The 20,029-nt window shown below is 44.2% G+C and carries 16 protein-coding genes; 6 read left to right on the top strand and 10 right to left on the bottom strand.

What is annotated here, in order from left to right:
- Positions 1-185: 185 nt before the first annotated feature.
- Together EAE91_RS22135 and EAE91_RS22130 are read right to left on the bottom strand one after the other, a co-directional pair.
- Positions 186-1,865: a ShlB/FhaC/HecB family hemolysin secretion/activation protein gene (locus EAE91_RS22135; protein WP_214090347.1), complete on the bottom strand. Its 1,680-nt coding sequence runs from the start codon at positions 1,863-1,865 to the stop codon at positions 186-188.
- A 383-nt stretch (positions 1,866-2,248) separates the two neighbouring features.
- On the bottom strand, positions 2,249-3,712 hold the full coding sequence (locus EAE91_RS22130; RefSeq protein ID WP_214090346.1) for an ArnT family glycosyltransferase: 1,464 nt from the start codon (positions 3,710-3,712) through the stop codon (positions 2,249-2,251).
- A gap of 192 nt (positions 3,713-3,904) precedes the next feature.
- On the opposite strand from EAE91_RS22130, the gene yihI reads away from it, so the two are divergent.
- The gene (gene yihI, locus EAE91_RS22125; RefSeq protein ID WP_214090345.1) at positions 3,905-4,414 is read left to right on the top strand and encodes a Der GTPase-activating protein YihI; all 510 of its coding nucleotides are present in this window, start codon (positions 3,905-3,907) and stop codon (positions 4,412-4,414) included.
- 193 nt (positions 4,415-4,607) lie between these two features.
- On the top strand, positions 4,608-5,981 hold the full coding sequence (gene hemN / locus EAE91_RS22120) for an oxygen-independent coproporphyrinogen III oxidase (RefSeq protein ID WP_214090344.1): 1,374 nt from the start codon (positions 4,608-4,610) through the stop codon (positions 5,979-5,981).
- A 220-nt stretch (positions 5,982-6,201) separates the two neighbouring features.
- On the opposite strand, the gene EAE91_RS22115 is transcribed toward hemN, so the two are convergent.
- From EAE91_RS22115 to glnA, 4 genes are all read right to left on the bottom strand, one after another.
- Positions 6,202-6,426, bottom strand: a complete 225-nt coding sequence (locus EAE91_RS22115) for a hypothetical protein (protein ID WP_214090343.1) — start codon at positions 6,424-6,426, stop codon at positions 6,202-6,204.
- Between the two features lie 1,126 nt (positions 6,427-7,552).
- A complete protein-coding gene (gene glnG, locus EAE91_RS22110; RefSeq protein ID WP_214090342.1) occupies positions 7,553-9,022 on the bottom strand; it encodes a nitrogen regulation protein NR(I) in 1,470 nt (489 codons plus the stop codon).
- A 9-nt stretch (positions 9,023-9,031) separates the two neighbouring features.
- The gene (gene glnL / locus EAE91_RS22105) at positions 9,032-10,081 is read right to left on the bottom strand and encodes a nitrogen regulation protein NR(II) (RefSeq protein WP_214090341.1); all 1,050 of its coding nucleotides are present in this window, start codon (positions 10,079-10,081) and stop codon (positions 9,032-9,034) included.
- 153 nt (positions 10,082-10,234) lie between these two features.
- Positions 10,235-11,644, bottom strand: coding sequence for a glutamate--ammonia ligase (glnA, locus tag EAE91_RS22100; protein WP_214090340.1), 1,410 nt, complete (start codon positions 11,642-11,644; stop codon positions 10,235-10,237).
- A gap of 397 nt (positions 11,645-12,041) precedes the next feature.
- Here glnA and typA point away from each other — a divergent pair, with 397 nt between their 5' ends.
- Positions 12,042-13,880: a ribosome-dependent GTPase TypA gene (gene typA, locus EAE91_RS22095; RefSeq protein ID WP_214090339.1), complete on the top strand. Its 1,839-nt coding sequence runs from the start codon at positions 12,042-12,044 to the stop codon at positions 13,878-13,880.
- A 62-nt stretch (positions 13,881-13,942) separates the two neighbouring features.
- On the opposite strand, the gene EAE91_RS22090 is transcribed toward typA, so the two are convergent.
- The 3 genes from EAE91_RS22090 to EAE91_RS22085 all read right to left on the bottom strand — a co-directional run bounded on the left by EAE91_RS22090 (position 13,943) and on the right by EAE91_RS22085 (position 16,895).
- Positions 13,943-14,512, bottom strand: coding sequence for a disulfide bond formation protein B (locus EAE91_RS22090; RefSeq protein WP_214090338.1), 570 nt, complete (start codon positions 14,510-14,512; stop codon positions 13,943-13,945).
- A gap of 14 nt (positions 14,513-14,526) precedes the next feature.
- Positions 14,527-14,679, bottom strand: a complete 153-nt coding sequence (locus EAE91_RS24375; protein WP_036778468.1) for a DUF5993 family protein — start codon at positions 14,677-14,679, stop codon at positions 14,527-14,529.
- A 761-nt stretch (positions 14,680-15,440) separates the two neighbouring features.
- Positions 15,441-16,895, bottom strand: a complete 1,455-nt coding sequence (locus EAE91_RS22085; protein WP_214090337.1) for a carbon starvation CstA family protein — start codon at positions 16,893-16,895, stop codon at positions 15,441-15,443.
- 156 nt (positions 16,896-17,051) lie between these two features.
- Between EAE91_RS22085 and yihX the strand changes: the two genes are divergently transcribed.
- The 3 genes from yihX to fabY all read left to right on the top strand — a co-directional run bounded on the left by yihX (position 17,052) and on the right by fabY (position 19,271).
- Positions 17,052-17,678, top strand: coding sequence for a glucose-1-phosphatase (yihX, locus tag EAE91_RS22080; RefSeq protein ID WP_214090336.1), 627 nt, complete (start codon positions 17,052-17,054; stop codon positions 17,676-17,678).
- Between the two features lie 165 nt (positions 17,679-17,843).
- Entirely contained in the window at positions 17,844-18,281 is a 438-nt protein-coding gene (gene dtd, locus EAE91_RS22075; protein ID WP_214090335.1) for a D-aminoacyl-tRNA deacylase, read from the top strand.
- A 72-nt stretch (positions 18,282-18,353) separates the two neighbouring features.
- Positions 18,354-19,271, top strand: a complete 918-nt coding sequence (fabY, locus tag EAE91_RS22070; protein ID WP_214090334.1) for a fatty acid biosynthesis protein FabY — start codon at positions 18,354-18,356, stop codon at positions 19,269-19,271.
- 80 nt (positions 19,272-19,351) lie between these two features.
- Here fabY and EAE91_RS22065 read toward each other — a convergent pair whose 3' ends face one another.
- A complete protein-coding gene (locus EAE91_RS22065) occupies positions 19,352-19,774 on the bottom strand; it encodes an NUDIX hydrolase (RefSeq protein WP_214090333.1) in 423 nt (140 codons plus the stop codon).
- Positions 19,775-20,029: the final 255 nt, after the last annotated feature.

Raw genomic sequence — 20,029 nt, 5'->3', positions numbered from 1 at the left:
ATTGACAACCGGGACATTGCCCTGATTTTGTACCTGAGTATGGTTATTATCCGGTGTTATTCCTGCGGCAATCGCCGGGTGTAGCGGCTGGATTGCCGTCAGGTAAATTAAAAGATAACTCGTGCCTTTCGCCACAGAGTTGTTGCGTTTACTCATCGCATTTTCCCTTTTTCTTAATTTAAGTGTTACAAAGTGAGTGATATTGACCAATAAGTGACCCAGTGATCCGGTTTTAGGTGATCAGGGTGAATGAGGGGCTTCCCAATAGTGATGGTCTGGTTGAATCCAGGGTGAGTCAGTGATAAGCCCAGAGCTGCGCCGGTGACATTACCGCCCTCGATTTGTCCGGTTTTTTTCTGTAGCCAGCCGGTATCCAGCGCTCCGGTTAAAGCGAGTTCCCCCAGAATAGGAAGCTCTGATACCCGCCAGTTCAGCTCGTTGCGCCAATATCCACCGCGGTTGCCGGTGAGATATTGCTCTTTAAATCCCCGAACGGAATATTGCCCGCCCAGTGAAAGACGTTCGCTGGCGTAAAGGTTGTCTGGCGTAGTCTGGCCGTAAATCGATGAGAGGTAATAAACGGAGTCTGTAACAGGCATGAAATAGCTGGCGCTCAGACTGAATTTGCGAAATTGACTACGTGGCGCATCTGAGAAACGCGGATCATCTTTGGTGGCACCAAATGCTTGCAAACCGTGGTTCACCGTCGGGTTAAAAGTGACATAGCTCCCTGCCAGCACGGTGCTGTAATTAATGCCAAGGTTGATGGTGCTCAGTGTCGGGCTGCTGATGGATAAGGTTTCTTCTGCCAGTAAATTGGTGGTCCGACGACGTGTCAGCCCCATATCCAATGCCAGCTTCTGTTCTCCATCACGATATAACGTCCGGTTTACTGCCAGCCGGTGAGTCTGGCTGTCGCCTGTGTAGCGATAGGTTCGTGAACCCGTCGGGATATTCTGAAAAGAGTCATTCCATGCATATTGATAACTGAATAACCAGTAACCATAAGGAACCGTCACATTGGCGGAGAGGCTACGGCTTTGATGACTATTGCGGAAGTCACTGTTGCGGCTGGCGGATAATGACCACTGGTCCGCAAGGTGTAATGGATTATCCAGGTTTACGCTGGTATTGATTTGCCCGGTGCTGGTACTTTTTTGACCACTGTTATCCGCTCCCAAACTGGCACTAACGGGTAAGCGAATCGACGTTCGTTTTAAGATAACCGTGGAATAACCCGGTTGTTTGCCCGGCTGAATATCAATGGTCACTTGTTGAGAAGGCAGGCGGTTTAAACGTTCCATGCCTTGTTCAATATCTCGCAGGTTAAGCGTTTTACCCACTATGCTCGGAAACGCCATTTTCAACGAGAGAGGGGTTTCACCGTCCAGACTGACTGACTCAACTTTGCCTTCATTGACCGTAATAATAAGAACACCAGAGGATAAATCCTGTGCGCTGAGTCCGGCTCGGGAAGTGACATAACCCCGTTCAATATAGGCATTAGTGGTTTTTCGTACCAATGCATTAATGTCCTGCAAAGATAAGCAGTGGGATAAATAAGGGTGTATTAAGTGCTGTTTGACCGATAGAGACAGGCTTTTTGCACCGTCAAATTCAATCCGGTGAATGGTGTGGCAGAGAGATTCCACTGCACTCGGTGCGACATCGGGTGATGGAGATAAGGTGATGCTGTTACGCAGCGTTTCCCGTTGCTGTTGGGCTTGTTGCAGCAATGCTTTTTGTTGTTGCGTGATCGCTTCTTGAGCCGCAGGGTTGATCGGTGTTGAAGCATGGGCTAGTTCAGAGATTGCTAGCAGCATAAGCCCTGTCAGGCTTCGGTGATAAAGAAAACGGCTTCCCATAGATAATCTTGATAGTTTAATAATAACATTATTAAACTATCCTAATGAGGTATTATTTTCTTGTCTGGAAGGAATAGTATAAAATGTGATCGAGATCGGTTATTTAATCCTGCTAATGGGGAATCTGATATATTAAATTCCATAAAATGGTGGTGGGGCTGGAGATATTACCTCCTTACCCCAACCCGAGTTCTTTTAACTTTCGTGTAATAGTTAACCAGGCAATTGTGCAGCATCTGCGCGAGCATGATCCGATAGCTGCACTACGTAACGGCAATGTGCAAGTCATCACGCAGGGTGATGCTAAGTTAGTCGGTCTGTTGGTTAATAGCGTATGAAATGTTGAAAGCCTATTAAATCAGGCTTTCAACTTGTAGAGAAAGCTACTGATATTTCTCCGGTGACACAAAACCTACACAAACCAATATTGGCTGAGTTTCAGGTTCAGGCTGGAAAAGGAATTCCTCGGTGCTATTTATTGTTAATGTTGGCCAGTCTTGCAAAACGCTGTGAAAATCTTCCTGTTCACAAGTTTTACCCTTTTTGCCTATTAGAATAGCACCGTCACGTGCGATATCGCTTGCTTTAACATGGCGGTTGTAGATATTGGGTGCTTGTTCTTCCAGCGTCCAAGGTTGGATCGTTTCTGGTTGACTTGGGGCGTAGACCGTCAACCACTGATGCAAATATTCACCTCCGACATAATGGAGCGGAGTTGGATAGAGTTGATGCCAGCGTTGTTCCAGTCGCCAGGAAAAGTCTTTGATACCTTCGAACTTATGGCCCGCACCGCGAATATTGGCTGCCATGATCAGTATGTATCCCATCAAAATCAATACTGCGACCACAATCAGCCCTCTCAGGGTATTGCGTAATGATTTCTGTGGAAAACGAGTGATGGAACCAACCAACAGCGCTGATGAAACAGACATAAAGGGGTGCAGCCATTCTGTCATTCTTCCGCCTTGATTGAATGAGAACCAGCAGTAGATAATCAGTAATGGCAATAGAATAACTATGTTTACCAGCCGGTTCGGTTGCTCCTTCGGCCAGCTAATACGGCCGCCAAGCTGATAGATAATAATGCCAACGATAATCAGTGGATAAAATACTGATAATAACGATCGAGTGGTATGTAGATTAAACCCGCTATCTATTTGTGAATCTACCCATTTGAAGGCGGCAAAATCGTTGTGCCACAACCACCAGAAGTTAGGCAGGACCAGCATAAACCAGATAGCCAAGGCGATATAGAGCGCGGGTTGGCGGTAACATTGGCGAACTTTAGGCACAAATAGAGTCAACAGAAAAACCGAACCAACCAATGCCAATGTGGAATATTTTCCCATTGTCGCCAGCCCGGAACTGAGGGCAAATGCCAGCCACCAACGCGGATTGTCATACACGGCTCGCAGAAAGAACAACATAATCCACGGCCAGAGCATAATTAGCAGATAATTATCATTATATGGGATGATATCGAAGTTAATAATACCAGACAGATTCAATGTCAGCATGGCAAGCCATGCCAGCTCTTTTTTCCCTGTCAGCCTAAATGCCAGATACCATACACCGAGCATGCCAATCGCGATGGCAATAAAATGAATGAAATACCAGTAAAAACTCAATGAAACACCGCTTATATGGATAGCAGGCAACATCATTACACCGACTAACCACGGATTTTTAGGTGAACCCCATTCGCCGTTTTTCCCCCAGTTCAATGCTTCGACAGCATCATAAGGCACGGTTGGGTCGAATGAATAACTCACTATCATCCATAACAAAGCATAACTAACTACCCACAAGTAAACGGATTTATAGCAAGAAGTATCAAAAATAGGCATATCGATTAATCATTTATTGAAGGTTAAGATTAATAGAATATTCGTTGGTGGTTAAACCATGCATGAATGATAAGAGATTTTGGCTATATTTTTTAAAAGATAAAGAGTTATTCGCGGCGCTTTTCTATACGTGCGGTTTCTGCTAGATTCCGGCGCAGCAATACCCTGATAAACCAAACCGAGTAACCGGCTATGAACCCGTTAAAGAAAAAAGCACCAACCAAAGCATCTGCTGGTAAGCAGAAAAGAAAAAGTCGCGAAGAATTAAATGCAGAAGGGCGTGCACGTAAGCGTGAGAAAAAGCATCGTGGCAATCCGCCCGGTAACCGCAATCAAGAGCAGAGCGGTGATAAACATCAGTCGGGCAAACAGCAACGTGATCCACGTCTTGGCAGTAAAGTACCTGTTCCGTTGATCGTCGGAGAACAACCGACAAAACCTGTCGTTGCTAATAAAGTTGAGACAAAACCACGTTTGTCGCCACAGGAAGAATTAGCCATGTTGGAAAACGACGATCGCCTGGATGCATTGCTGGAACGTCTGGAAAATGGCGAAAGTCTGTCTAAAGAAGAGCATGACTATATTGATACCACGCTAGATCGGATTGACGCTCTGATGGAAGAGTTGGGGATTCAACTGGATGAGGAAGAGAACGAAGAAGAAAAGCAGGATGACATTATGCAACTGCTGAAAGGTAGATAATTTAATCTTCCATGATCAAAGGCGGATTAAGCCTAATAACCATACTAATAGTATGTTATTTGCTATGGTTATTGGGTAAACTATGGCGATTATCGCGGCGTAAAACCCGGCTGCGCAGAGTCGCAACGGCGCAACATATTAACCGTATGAAAGCGTTACGTTTTGGTGGGCAAAAACATCGGAAGGAATAAGCATGTCTGAGCAAGCCATCGTTTGGGATCTGCCTTTGATCCAAAAATACAATTATTCCGGTCCCCGTTATACTTCATATCCGACGGCATTGGAATTCAATCAACAGTATGATAATGCAGCATTTATCCAGGCTGCTACCCGTTACCCTGAACGACCGCTTTCTCTCTACCTTCATATTCCGTTTTGCCATAAGCTCTGTTATTTCTGTGGTTGTAATAAATTGGTCACCCGTCAAAAGCATAAAGCGGATGAATATTTGCAATGGCTTGAATGGGAAATTCGTGGCCGGGCAGAGTTGTTTTCTGGTCGTAAAGTGAGTCAGATGCATTGGGGCGGTGGTACGCCAACTTATCTTAATAAAAACCAAATCAGTAAATTGACGGGATTATTGCGTCACCATTTTGATTTTCTGCCAGATGCTGAAATTTCGATTGAAATTGACCCGCGTGAAATTGAACTGGATATGATTGATCACCTGCACGGTGAAGGTTTTAACCGTCTGAGTATGGGCGTGCAGGATTTCAATAAAGAGGTGCAGCGTCTGGTTAATCGTGAACAGGATGAAGAGCTTATCTTTGCTTTGGTCGCGCGTGCCCGTGAAACGGGTTTTAATTCCACTAGTATTGATCTGATCTATGGCCTGCCGAAACAAACGCCAGAAAGTTTTGCATTCACTCTGGAGCGAGTATTAACGTTATCACCGGACAGAATGAGTATTTTCAATTATGCTCATTTACCGAACTTATTTGCTGCTCAACGTAAAATAAAGGAGCATGATTTACCGAGTGCCGAGCAAAAGCTGGATATATTGCAAGAGACAATCGCAACGCTGACAAACAATGGTTATCAATTTATCGGTATGGATCATTTTGCTCGCCCGGATGATGAACTGGCGGTGGCTCAGCGGGAAGGGAAATTACATCGCAATTTTCAGGGTTATACCACTCAGGAAGAGTGTGACCTGCTAGGCTTGGGAGTTTCTGCTATCAGTATGTTGGGCGATAGCTATTCTCAAAATCAAAAAGAGTTAAAAACTTATTATGCGGAATTAGAAAAACAGGGGCATGCTTTATGGCGTGGTTTAACGCTGTCCCAAGATGATTGTATTCGTCGTGATGTTATTAAAGCGCTAATCTGTAATTTCCGTTTAAATTTTGCCGATATTGAGCAGCAATATGAGCTGAGTTTTACCCGCTATTTCGCCGAAGATTTGCAATTATTAACGCCACTGGTTGACGATGGACTGGTTGAAGTGAATGAGAAACAGATCTGGGTAACGCCGCGAGGTCGGTTACTGATTCGTAATATCTGTATGTGTTTTGATATTTATTTGCGTCAACAGGTTCGCCAGCATCAGTTTTCAAGGGTGATTTGATTGTTCAGAGCGTGGTTTTTAAAAAGGTTTTAACCGTTTTAAGATCTTTTTATTTTATATTTGAATATCCGGTCTTACGATTTTACGGTTTTCATTTAACCTCATTTACCTAATATCTGTTTAAATAAAGTGGCAATTACACAATTTAAATTACAGTCTCAAAGAAAAAAACGTTATTTTCAACGAGGTTTGTCAGCGGTCTGGAGCTAAGCGTATATGCTTAGCTTTTTTTTCTTTCACTTAAATATGTAAGAACAAGAAATAGAGCAACAATTACAATACTTCCTATTAAAAATGCAATCCACCATTCATCGGGGAAGAAATACACTGATATAATTCCCCATATAAAAATGGCTACAACGGGCATATTTGACCACAATAATTCTTTAATAAATACATAAGAAAGATCTTTGAACCACCCTTTGCTAAATGTTTTATTTTTCATATATAAATTCAATCACCCATCATATGTGCAAGTACGCGAGCAACTTCTTCTTCGCTGACCTGCTTATTCCTAAAAATCTGATGTATTATATTTCAGGCTTTTGGTGAGTATGCAATAAACCAAGACAACAATAACCGGCCAAATAAGAATAAGGATTGAAGTCCATAATGACCAATGCCATACATTTACCACCAAAAATAAGCTACATATAAAAATAGCAATAATAAGAGGCAAAAACTTAACAAGTAGACAAAAAACGTAAAGAGATGCTATAGCAGCGGCCACTTTGGCTGGAATCTCCCACAATCCAAAGTAATCATGGAAAACATAAAAATTGATCGACAATACTTGTATCATCCCAACGAAAAGAGAGTAAAACAAAATAATCGCAAAAATAATCCGGCACCACTTCATCATCTTAAACCAACCTTATAATTACTAGTCTGAATATAAATCACAACAGAGGTTGTGATTTTTTTAAATTAAGTTTTTGCTCACTTAATGAGGCAATAACAGTAGCTTGAAATATTGCGTATTTCTTCGAGTTTCAGGCTGCTTGCCAGAATACGCTTGCATTGACAATATGTTGTTATATGGCCGAGTTTTACAACCTCAATCCAGCGATCTTCTTTGAGTATTTTTACTGTGCGTTACAGACGCTCAAGGTACCTCCGTATTCGATCAGAGTTGAATAGCTACATACTCCTGCGTTGGTTGTGCGTCCCACACTCTCAATTAGCTATATCAGGATTTCTGAGGTTATTGGGTTTCTCCTTATCAGGAAGCGCTATTCTTTCAGATACGCTCTGTTCACTTGGACAAAATTGTCGTTTTCAACTGGAGGGTGATAGATACTGCTCAATCTTGCTTTTTGTCGATTCTATTATCTCGATTGATCGTAAATTAATCACGTTTGATACTGGTTTTATCAGATATAATACAGCCAGTCAATCAGTTATAACGTTCCTAACATTTTATATCGAGTGGTTTTACGGTCGAATTTTAATACTGGCTTTATTAGTCAATCTAAAAACTTTGCCAACATCGCTTTTTTATTCCGGTGGTATTACTCGTGCCAGGAATAATAATTCCGTAAAGTGGCGATAGGGTTGGAGATATTATCTCCTTACTCCAACCCGAGTTCTTTTAACTTCCGTGTAATAGTATTGCGTCCCCAACCTAGCAGTCGTGCAGCATCTTGTTTATGGCCTTTGGTATGCTTAAGTGCGCAATCAAGTAAGGTACGTTCCAATAATGGTAATGCTTCAGATAGCAGATCCTGCCGACCATTTTCCAAGGCATTTGTTGCCCACTGGGCAAGTAGCTGCGACCAGTTTTCCGGTATTGTAGTTGTAGGTGTCGTATTTGCGGGTACGGTATTTACAGATGTTGTGCTTACAGATGTTGTTGTGCCGGTTTCGGTATGGTGGGGTTCAAATAATTCAGGCGGCAAATCTTGTACCAGCACCTCCTGGCTTGCGGCCATGACTGTCAGCCAACGGCAGATATTTTCCAACTGGCGAACATTACCCGGCCAGGGTAAACGCATTAAGGCCATTTCTGCGTCACGATGGAGAATCTTGGTTTCTACGCCCAACTCTTTGGCGGTCTGTTGTAGGAAATGACGGGTCAAGCGAGGGATATCCTCCACTCTGTCACGTAAGGGTGGTAATTGCATACGAATAACATTGAGGCGGTGATAGAGATCTTCACGGAATTTGCCTTTCTGTACTAAGCGTTCCAGATCCTGATGGGTTGCCGCGATAATCCGTACATCCACTTTCACAGGGGCATAGCCGCCAATTCGGTAGAACTGGCCTTCCGCCAATACCCGTAACAGACGGGTCTGAATGTCCAGAGGCATATCACCAATTTCATCAAGAAACAGTGAACCGCGATTGGCTTGTTCAAACCGGCCATGACGTACCTGATTAGCGCCGGTAAAAGCCCCTTTTTCATGACCAAATAACTCTGATTCAATCAAATCTTTAGGAATGGCTGCCATGTTAAGGGCAATAAATGGTTCATTGGCCCGTGGACTGTGACGGTGCAGCGCATGGGCCACCAGCTCTTTTCCGGTACCGGATTCGCCATTAATCAGAACACTGATAGAGGAGCGAGAGAGACGGCCGATAATGCGGTAAACGTCCTGCATGGCAGGCGCTTCTCCTATCATGTCAGAAACGGATGTGATGACCTGCGGGTTTTTAGCTGGCTGATTCTGATCGCGGGAGTGGCTAAGTGCCCGTTCCAACAGGGCAACGGCTTCGTCAATATCAAAGGGTTTTGGTAAGTAGTCAAAAGCTCCTTGCTGATAAGCACTGACCGCGGCATCCAGATCAGAATGAGCGGTCATAATGATGACTGGCAGCAATGGGTTGCTCTGTTTGATATTATTCAGCAGGTTGAGTCCGTTCATCCCCGGCATACGGATATCCGAAATCAGTACATCAGGTGTGTTTTGGGCCAGTGCGGTCAGTGCGCTATCAGCGTCTGCAAAACTGGTACATGCCATCCCCGCGTTACTTAACGCCCGCTCCAGTACCCAGCGGATTGAACTGTCATCATCGACGATCCAGATTTTTCCCTGTTGCATCGTTATCCTCTATTTCTTAATTGGTAAGTAGATAGAAAATTCTGTATGTCCCGGCCAACTGGTAAATTCTATTTTGCCGGCGTGTTGGTCTATTAAATTGCGAGCAATGGATAGACCAAGACCTGTTCCACCTTCATGAGCACTGACCATTGGATAAAACAAGGTGTCCTGAATTTGTGGCGGGATACCTGGCCCGTTATCTTCCACGTCAATTCTGGCAGCCAGACGATAGCGCTTGCCATGCAAGGTAATTTGAAAAGCAGTACGAGTGCGGAGGGTAATAGTCCCTCCCTGTTTTCCTAGTGCTTGCAAGGCATTACGGGTGATATTCAGTAGCACCTGTTCAATTTGATCAGGATAGTGGGCCAGTTCTGGCAAACTGGGATCGTAATCTTTTACCAGTGTGACGTTATCCGGCATTTCTAGTGAGACTAACTGAGACACCCGTTCAGCAACATAATGAATGCTCTGCTTAATTTGTTCCCCCGGATGCTGTGGGCCAAGCAATCTGTCTACCAGGTGGCGCAATCGGTCGGCTTGTTCAATAATCACTTGGGTGTATTCCCGCAAAGCCGGATCAGGCAGTGCTTTTGACAGTAATTGCGCGGCTCCCCTCAATCCACCAAGGGGGTTTTTGATTTCGTGTGCCAGCCCCCGAACCAATTCCCGTGCGGCTGTCTGCTGAGCTTGTTGTACCTGCTCTTGGCTTAACCGGCGTTGACTATCCATAGGTGCCAGTTCCAGCAAGATGAACTGCTCGGAAATCGGTTGGGCACTGAGCGACATAATGTGAAAGCGGTTATCGACAACTAATGTTACTTCGTTATCAGTGAAACTCTGGCCGCTGACCAGACTAGAGCGCATCAATTCTGTATCCAGTGAAAAATAGCTAAACAGCACTGGAAGAGGTGTACCGAATAGTTTACGGGTACTCTGAGCAAATAATTGCAGTGCTGCATGGTTGGCATAACAGATGACAAGATCTGTATCCAATACCAGTACACTGTTAATGAGTGAATTTAATATTTGCCCGTTGTCGGGCAGATTTTCCGTTTTCATCCACACTCCTGCACCTTTTTGGTGCACTTTATCATGTTCGAGCGTAAAACCCAGTCAAAGCCTGAAATTTAGATTGCAGGAAAAGGGCCCATCCGAAGATGGGCTAAAGGTTTCACGGCAACAAAAAATGATCAGCGGAAACGGTGCTGCTAATTACACACTGTAATAGAGTTCAAACTCCAGTGGATGCGGTGTCAGACGGACACGCTCTATTTCACTGTTTTTCAAGTCAATATAAGCATCAATAGCGTCATCAGTGAATACACCGCCACGAGTCAGGAATTCGCGATCGGCATCCAATGCTGCTAGTGCTTCTTCCAGAGAAGCGGCGACAGTAGGGATCTCTTTGGCTTCTTCCGGTGGCAGGTCATACAAGTTTTTATCCATTGCATCACCGGGATGAATTTTGTTGATGATGCCATCAAGGCCAGCCATCAACTGAGCGGCGAACGCCAGATAAGGGTTTGCCGCCGGATCAGGGAAACGTATTTCAATACGGCGAGCTTTAGTGCTGGCAACAACGGGAATACGGATAGATGCCGAACGGTTACGGGCGGAGTAGGCCAGCATAACCGGTGCTTCATAGCCCGGAACCAAACGTTTATAAGAGTTGGTCGTCGGGTTGGTAAACGCGTTCAGTGCGCGAGCATGTTTGATAATACCGCCAATGTAGAATAGCGCCAGTTCAGACAGACCACCGTATTTGTCACCGGCAAACAAGTTAGTACCGTTTTTGGACAGAGACATATGGCAGTGCATACCCGAGCCATTATCACCAACCAGAGGTTTTGGCATAAAGGTTGCCGTCTTGCCGAAATTGTGCGCGACATTATGTACGACGTATTTGTAAATCTGGGTTTCGTCAGCTTTCTTGGTCATGGTGTTAAAGCGGGTAGCGATTTCATTTTGACCTGCTGTACCCACTTCATGATGGTGAGCTTCCACAACCAACCCCATCTCTTCCATTGTCAGGCACATCGCTGAACGTAAATCCTGAGAGGAATCAACAGGAGGCAGCGGTGCATAACCGCCCTTTACCGCAGGTCGATGGCCTTTGTTACCGCTTTCGTATTGTGTCCCGGAATTCCATGCAGCTTCGATATCATCGATGTGATAGTAAGAATGAGACATGGCACTGCTAAAGCGTACATCATCAAACAGGAAAAACTCAGGTTCTGGTCCGCACAGGACCGTATCTGCAATTCCGCTTGAACGCAGGAAGTTTTCAGCACGTTTGGAGATGGAACGGGGATCGCGGTCGTAGCCTTGCATGGTGCCGGGTTCCAGAATGTCACAACGTAAAATGAGTGTGGCATCGTCAAAGAAGGGATCAAGCATGGCGGTGCTGGTATCAGGCATGAGCACCATGTCAGATTCGTTAATTCCTTTCCAACCGCTGATTGAAGATCCGTCAAACATTTTGCCATCTTCAAAGAAGTCCGCATTAACCTGATGAGCAGGAATGGTCATATGTTGTTCTTTGCCTTTGGTATCAGTGAAACGCAAATCAATAAACTTCACCTGATGCTCTTCAATCATGGTTAAAACATGTTCAACGGACATACTCGGTTTCTCCTGGTTTGTGTTGGTCTTGATAAAATTGTCGTGATTAAGACTAAAGAAAACACAATCACATCGTTTTACCTTAACAAGGCTATTTATACGTTTGCAAACATGAAAAGCATTTGCGAAAAGCATGCCAACTTTTTAACGCCTTGCAATATACTGTATCGTGGGTATCCCGGTGATGGGATACCGGAATATTTGGGAAAATTGCACTGTGTTGGTGCAACTATATAACTGAGACGCACAACATTAGTGCGTTTATGTCAAAAATGCGTCTATTTATGGGCGTGAAAGGGATCACAATTTCATTGTTATCAAGTTGTTAAGCATAGATTATTGTGATCCTGTTTAGTCCTTCGACCAATGTGTGTACAATAGCGCGCCATTTCTATAAATGCCTGAGGCAAAGTTTGTGATCGAAAAATTGCGTAATATCGCCATTATCGCGCACGTTGACCACGGTAAAACGACCCTGGTTGACAAGCTGCTGCAACAATCCGGTACTTTCGGTGACCGTGCGACAGCGACAGAGCGTGTGATGGACTCCAATGATCTGGAGAAAGAGCGTGGAATTACTATCCTCGCAAAAAATACCGCCATTAAATGGAATGACTACCGTATTAATATCGTAGACACTCCGGGACATGCCGATTTCGGCGGTGAAGTAGAACGTGTTATGTCTATGGTCGACAGCGTACTGTTGCTGGTCGATGCTATGGATGGGCCAATGCCTCAGACCCGTTTTGTGACACAGAAAGCGTTCGCTCATGGTTTGAAACCGATTGTGGTCATTAACAAAGTTGATCGTCCTGGCGCACGTCCTGATTGGGTTGTGGATCAGGTGTTTGACCTGTTTGTTAACCTGGGAGCGACGGATGAACAACTGGACTTCCCTATTATCTATGCATCAGCATTGATGGGAATTGCCGGTACTGATCATGAAGATATGGCGGAAGATATGACGCCGTTGTATCAGGCGATTGTCGATCATGTAGAGCCACCGAAAGTTGACCTGAATGGCGCATTCCAGATGCAGATTTCTCAGCTTGACTACAATAACTATGTTGGTGTTATCGGCATTGGGCGTATCAAGCGTGGGACTGTTAAGCCAAACCAGAATGTCACGATTATTGATAGCGAAGGTAAAACCCGGAACGGTAAAATCGGTAAGGTACTGGGCCACTTAGGGCTGGAGCGTATTGAGAGTGAGCAAGTGGAAGCGGGCGATATCGTTGCGATTACCGGCTTGGGTGAGCTGAATATCTCCGATACGCTGTGTGATACGAATGCTGTTGAAGCGCTACCACCGCTGGCTGTTGATGAACCGACAGTGAGCATGTATTTCTGTGTTAACACCTCTCCTTTCTGTGGACGTGAAGGCAAATATGTCACCTCACGCCAAATCCTTGAGCGTTTGAAGAAAGAGCTGGTTCACAATGTCGCCCTGCGTGTCGAAGAAACAGAAGATCCGGATGCGTTCCGTGTTTCTGGCCGTGGTGAATTGCACTTATCTGTTCTGATTGAGAACATGCGCCGTGAAGGTTTTGAACTGGCGGTATCCCGTCCGAAAGTTATCTTCCGTGAGATCGATGGTCGCAAACAAGAACCTTTCGAGCAGGTGACTCTGGATATTGAAGAGCAGCATCAGGGAGATGTGATGCAGGCGTTGGGTGAGCGTAAAGCGGATCTGCGCGATATGCTACCAGACGGTAAAGGCCGTGTGCGTCTTGATTATGTTATTCCAAGCCGTGGTCTGATTGGCTTCCGTACTGAATTCCTGACGATGACTTCCGGTACCGGTTTGTTGTATGCGACATTCAGCCACTATGATGATATTCGTCCGGGTGAAATCGGTCGCCGTCAGAACGGCGTGATGATTTCCAATGGTCAGGGTAAAGCGGTTGCTTATGCACTTTACAGCTTACAGGATCGCGGTAAGTTGTTCCTTGGTCATGGTGCGGAAGTGTATGAAGGCCAGGTGATCGGTATTCATTCTCGTTCTAATGACCTGACAGTTAACTGCTTGACAGGTAAGAAGCTGACTAACGTCCGTGCATCTGGTACCGATGAAGCGACAACTTTGTCTCCACATATTAAGAAAACCTTGGAGCAGGCTCTGGAGTTTATTGATGATGACGAGTTGGTGGAAGTGACCCCGGTGTCTATTCGCCTGCGTAAACGCCATTTGACGGAAAATGAACGCCGTCGTGCGTATCGCAGTAAAGAAGCATAATCTTTCCTGCAATACCAATGCTTAGGGCACCAATGGTGCCCTGAGTTTTTTTAACAAATGAATTATTTACCGAGCAATTGATAGAACGTTGGGTTGTCATCACACTGCCCACCGCCGCACTCCAAAATGGTGGAGATTAAATTTGCGGTAATTAATATGACAAATAATCCGATAATAATCTGACCGATAGCAGACGTTTTTTGCTTTTCTTCGGCTGTTTTTTCCAGGCTTTTCAATATCAGCATGACGGATATGCCGATAATCGCGATAACTGAGCAAATAAGGGCCCAAGTATAGAAATGTATACCAAAAAGGGCGGAACCATAACCGAGATCGCCGGGGGTGATATGTAAAAATACTTGTCGAATCGCAACAATGCCAGTCACGATACAGCCGATAAGTGACAAGGCATAATGCGCACTCCTGATACCAAAACGCAGATTAAACAGGAAACCAAACCCTATCATGATCATGCCTGCTCGCTGTAGCAGACATAATGGACAAGGGAGTTCAGAAAGGACCAATTGATAATAGAAGGCAAGGGTTAGAACAGCACTGATAGCAAATAACCCAATGAGGTTAAATATCATGCCGACACTGATCTGTTGTTTTGTTGCTAATACCTGATTCATCAGATTGTCTCCCGTTAAAAAGATAGATTTAACGAATCAGTTGCATGATGGATAAACCAAGCTACAGTCGTCACCAAAAGAAGGCCCCACAGGGTATAACTCGTTTTATACTTGCCATATAGGGTGGTGATAGCCGCAAATAATGCGAGTAAAAAAGGTAAAAACATATACATGGTTGATTCTCCAGTTTTCTAAAAACATTCAAGACCTTTCCCTGTATTCAGGGTAGGGAATTCATCGAGTTCAGTTTAGGATCGTTTACTTCGATACAAGCGATCAATTCAATTATCCAAAGGCAGGTTGTCCATTAGAAACGCTTTGGTGCCATTAATGGGGCCACTCTCTTTGGTATCGCATTTGAAAACGTACAAACCTACATTTATTAAAGCATGGTATTCGAACGGTGTATAATTTAACCCACTATTCGTAGTGTGCTGCTAATAACAATTGTAGTCAATCTTATTTATGTCTGCCACTATTCAGCAGGATCTGTGTGATTATCATTTGGCGAGAGTTACAATGAGTTGTTTTTTATTTAATAGTTAAGCAGGAAACGACTAGAAACGGTGAATCGTGGGAACTTCCTAATTTAACGACTATTCATAGATTTGCTTTTAAGGGGCTTAAGCTATCCAATTTTCTACAATTAACCCTCTACCCAGATGAATTCTTTTTCATTGTTTGTCACTATAATGAGCATTAAGCTTTCATAAAGAAGCTATCCTAGACATTCTCTATGGGGAAATGATACTTTCTTCACTCATTTTTCTGGTCGTAACACTTAAATTGTCAATATTGATGTGCTATGTCGTCTGATATTTGCGGAAGGAATAAATGTTTCTTATCACGGCACAGGAGAGCGGCAATTAAAACCCCTCAACTTTTTATCGTGAGGGGCGGTTGTGATATTTAATATCTTCTTGGGTTTTTACTCATTTAATGCTTCGGCTTTTATATTATCGGAAGCTGATTGAGAGCGGACTTTCACAAAGAAAGCAATTGTGACAACCGCCATTGCTGCCAGGCCGATAACAACGGAGATATTCCAGCTTAGCGCAAAACCTTCTGGCGCAAATGCCAGATAGGTGAAGCACACTGCGGTCATAAACATGGCTGGCAGGGTAGTAATCCAATGGAATTTATTGCGGCGCAGCAGCCATGCGGAGGCCGCCCATAACATGACCATTGCTGTAGTCTGGTTTGCCCAACCGAAATAACGCCAAATGATATTGAAGTCAGTTTTGGTAATCAAATAACCGACAATAAACATTGGCACACTTAATAACAGACGTTTAGCCATTTGTTGCTGAGGAATATTCAAGAATTCAGCAATAATCAGCCGGGCAGAACGGAATGCGGTATCGCCAGAAGTAATTGGTAAAATCACCACACCGAGGATTGCCAGAATACCGCCGACAGTACCTAATAGAGAAGTGGACACTTCGTGCACAACCAGAGAAGCTGTACCCTGATCAATCACGGCTTGTAAAGCGTTAGTATCTTCATAGAAACTCAGGCCCAATGTACACCAGATCAGCGCGATAATACCTTCACCAATCATTGCGCCGTAGAAAACGAAACGGCCATTTTTTTCATTCTGCATACAGCGTGCCATCAGTGGAGACTGAGTGGCGTGGAAACCTGAAATAGCACCACAGGCAATCGTGACGAACAGCAATGGCCAAATAGGCAGATCTTTCGGGTTAAAGTTAGTGGTGAAATCCAATCCTTGTGAATAGAAAGGTTTGTCGCTCATCGCTAAACCAACCATCAGCGCGACAGACATAAACAGCAGCAATGCACCGAACAGTGGGTAAAGGCGACCGATAATTTTATCAATAGGCACTAGCGTTGCGAGAATATAGTAAGCAAAGATAACACCGACCCAGATAGCAATGTTGTCCCAACCCATTGCCTCTTTCAGCAAGTTATTCAGTAAGCCCGCTGGACTCAAAACAAAGACGACGCCAACTAGCATCAGCAGAATAACAGCAAATATATTCATGAAATGTTTCATAGTTTTGCCTAGCTCGTTACCAACGATAACGGGTACGGATGCACCGCGGGCACGCACACTGAGCATACCGGAGAAGTAATCGTGTACGGCACCGGCAAAGATGCAGCCGAATACAATCCATAGCATGGCAAGTGGGCCATAGAGGGCACCGAGGATCGGGCCGAAAATAGGGCCAACGCCGGCAATATTCAATAACTGAATTAACCAAACTTTTGGGGTGGACATAGCAACATAATCAACACCATCAGCCATAGAAAGAGCGGGGGTCTTTCTTTCTGGCCGAATAGTGAATATCTTTTCGACAATCTTGCCGTATATAAAATATCCAGCCAGAAGGAGGCCGATACAGAGGAGAAACCACAACATAAATATAACACCTTACTCGACTTTTTTAATCTGGGTGCTACTTTATAGTTTCATAAAAAAAATACCGTGAAGTAATTCGCTTTTTACTTGTCTGTACTGTTTTCTAATGGGAAATACGATTAAAGTAAAAAGTTATTAATTAGCCAGGGGGTAATTATGTTATATATCTTCGATATGGGTAATGTGATTATTGATATTGATTTTAAAAGGGTTTTAGCGGTATGGAGTAATTTGAGCGGGACACCTCTTGCGACTTTGACAAAAAGTTTCTCTATAGGAGAAACGTTTGAAAAACATGAGCGCGGTCAAATTACTGATCTGGAATTCGCTGATACTTTATGTCAGGAAATGAGTATTTCGCTCAGTTTTGAGCAATTTTCTGCCGGATGGCATGCTATCTTTATTGATATCCGGCCTGAAATCATTCAGATAATGAAGAAATTACGTGAAGCAGGGCACCGGGTTGTGGTGTTATCCAACACAAACCGCTTGCACCTGGATTACTGGCCGCATAATTATCCGGATATTGCAGCATCCGCTGATTTCCTCTATTTGTCACAGGATTTGGCAATGCGTAAGCCTGAACCTGGTATTTTCAAATATGTGCTTGAGGCAGAAGGCTTTTCACCTGATCAAACCGTGTTTTTTGACGATATGCTGGAAAATGTGGAAGCCGCCAGGGCGTTAGGAATCAATAGCGTTCATGTTGTTGATAGGCAGACAGTGCCAGATTATTTCGAAGCAAGCGGTTTTTCTGAACAAAATGCAGGATTGAATGGATAATATACCCTATGGATTTCAAGGTGGATCGCGACGGCAAGGGAGCGAATCCCCGGGGGCATAGCAAACTATGTGACCGGGGTGAGTGCAGCCAACAAAGAGGCAACTTGAAAGATGACGGGTATAGAAGGTAGTGTGCTGATGTGGCTATCTGAATAAAGGAAAAATATGATCGCGTTAATCCAGCGGGTAACACAGGCAAATGTTGTTGTTAAGAACGAAGTCGTTGGGGAAATTGGTCACGGCCTGCTGGTGTTGCTAGGCGTTGAGAAAGGAGATGATCAACAGAAAGCAAAACGGTTGTGTGAGAAGGTGATAGGGTATCGGATATTCAGTGATGAACAGGACAAAATGAACTGGAACATCCAACAAATCGGAGGCAGTTTGCTGGTTGTCTCCCAGTTTACACTGGCTGCCGATACTCAAAAGGGCATGCGACCCAGTTTTTCTGGTGGCGCTGCCCCAGAGAAGGCCGATGAATTATATCGCTATTTTGTTGAACAATGCCGCCAAAGTGGTGTAAAAACAGAAATCGGGCGGTTTGCTGCCGATATGAAAGTCAGCCTGACAAACGATGGGCCAGTCACTTTCTGGTTGCAGGTCTAGCAACCAAAAATAGCTAGTAGAACGCAACCATCCCCGATTAAACATCATGAGCAAAAGAAAGGGGCAGTTTCTATGTATCATCTGCGAGTACCTGAAACAGAACAAGAACTGGAAGCATATTATCGATTTCGTTGGGAAATGTTGCGTAAGCCATTACATCAGCCTGTAGGCTCTGAGAAAGATGGTTATGACACGATGGCTCATCACCAGATGGTTGTGGATGAGAAAGGTAACCCAGTGGCGGTAGGGCGTTTATATATCAATGCGGATAGTGAAGGGGCAATCCGTTTTCTGGCAGTGCACCCTAACGTACAAGGTAGAGGGTTAGGAAAATTAATCGCAATGGCTCTTGAATCTGTTGCCCGTCAGGAAGGTGTTAAACGGGTTGTATGCAGTGCTCGTGAATATGCGGTGGAGTTTTTCAGTAAATTGGGGTTTGAAAACCGTGGGCCAATTACTAGCCCACAAACGACACCCATTCGTCATTTTCTGATGATAAAACCGGTTGCAACACTTGACGATATTCTTCACCGGCCGGATTGGTGCAACGAACTGCAACAGGCTTGGTACAAACATATTCCCCTTAGTGAAAAAATGGGGGTACGAATTTCTCAATATACCGGTCAGAGTTTTATTACCACTATGCCGGAAGCCGGGAATCAAAATCCTCACCAAACTATCTTTGCTGGCAGTCTATTTTCTCTGGCAACCCTGACCGGTTGGGGATTGATCTGGCTGTTGTTACAGGAACGTCAACTAGGTGGTGATATCATTCTGGCTGACGCCGATATCCGTTACAAAAAACCGGTTATTGGCAGGCCAAAATCTGTTGCTGATCTTAAAAATATGAGCGGCGATTTGGCTCGTTTGGCACAAGGCAGTAAAGCAAGAGTGAAGTTGGATGTGATTGTCAGCGGTGATCAGGGAATCGGTGCGGTATTTACTGGTACCTATATGGTATTGCCGAATGCTTATACGGCTATCGCTTAGATTTTTCAGTGGCATTAAATATGCCACTGGTAGTATTTTTCATATCATCAGTAGCAATAATAAGAGTCGTTTTTATAAAATTAAGCTTCGTTGAGCACACGCAGCATAAAGTCATCAAGTTTAGTGCGGAAATTGGTTATATTGCTCCATGTATATTGAGTATGTTCAGGGGAAAGATTAACTTCACCTGTGCATATAACATTAAAATTTATCTGGAGGCATCGAGTCTCCTTAATAGAATATTCCACTGCGCTGAGAAAACTAATAACATCATCAAGAAGCAACCCGGTCTCTTCTTCTATTTCACGAGATAGTGCTTGTAATAGATTTTCTCCTTTTTCTACACCGCCAGAAGGAATTTCCCAGAGATTTGGCGGGGATTCATCAGGAGCTCGTTGTAAGAACAGAATATTGCTATATTGATCTCTGATGATGCCACCGACAACAATACGGTCATAATTTTGCAGCTTGCTTTCAATAGATTCAGGCAGTATACACATCATTTTTTGTACCTTGTCATAACTTCAATGGGTAAAATTTAATTGCGTTCTTAATATATCGGTATTAATACGATTTTTCGTCTGATACTGATCGGAGATTTTATTGACGGATTGAAATAGAAAATAACTATGGCGGATTCGACTAATAAGCGCAATTTTTCAGAAAGGCGGTCAGTTGCTATAGTAGGCATCTTTCCCGCCACAGGAGAATGCGCTATGGCCTATACACAACTGACCGAGACAGAAAGATATCAGATT

The organism is Photorhabdus noenieputensis (assembly GCF_018448935.1).
Classification (GTDB): domain Bacteria; phylum Pseudomonadota; class Gammaproteobacteria; order Enterobacterales; family Enterobacteriaceae; genus Photorhabdus; species Photorhabdus noenieputensis.
Note: the sequence above shows the minus strand (reverse complement) of the source record. Positions and strands in the feature narration are given on the sequence as shown.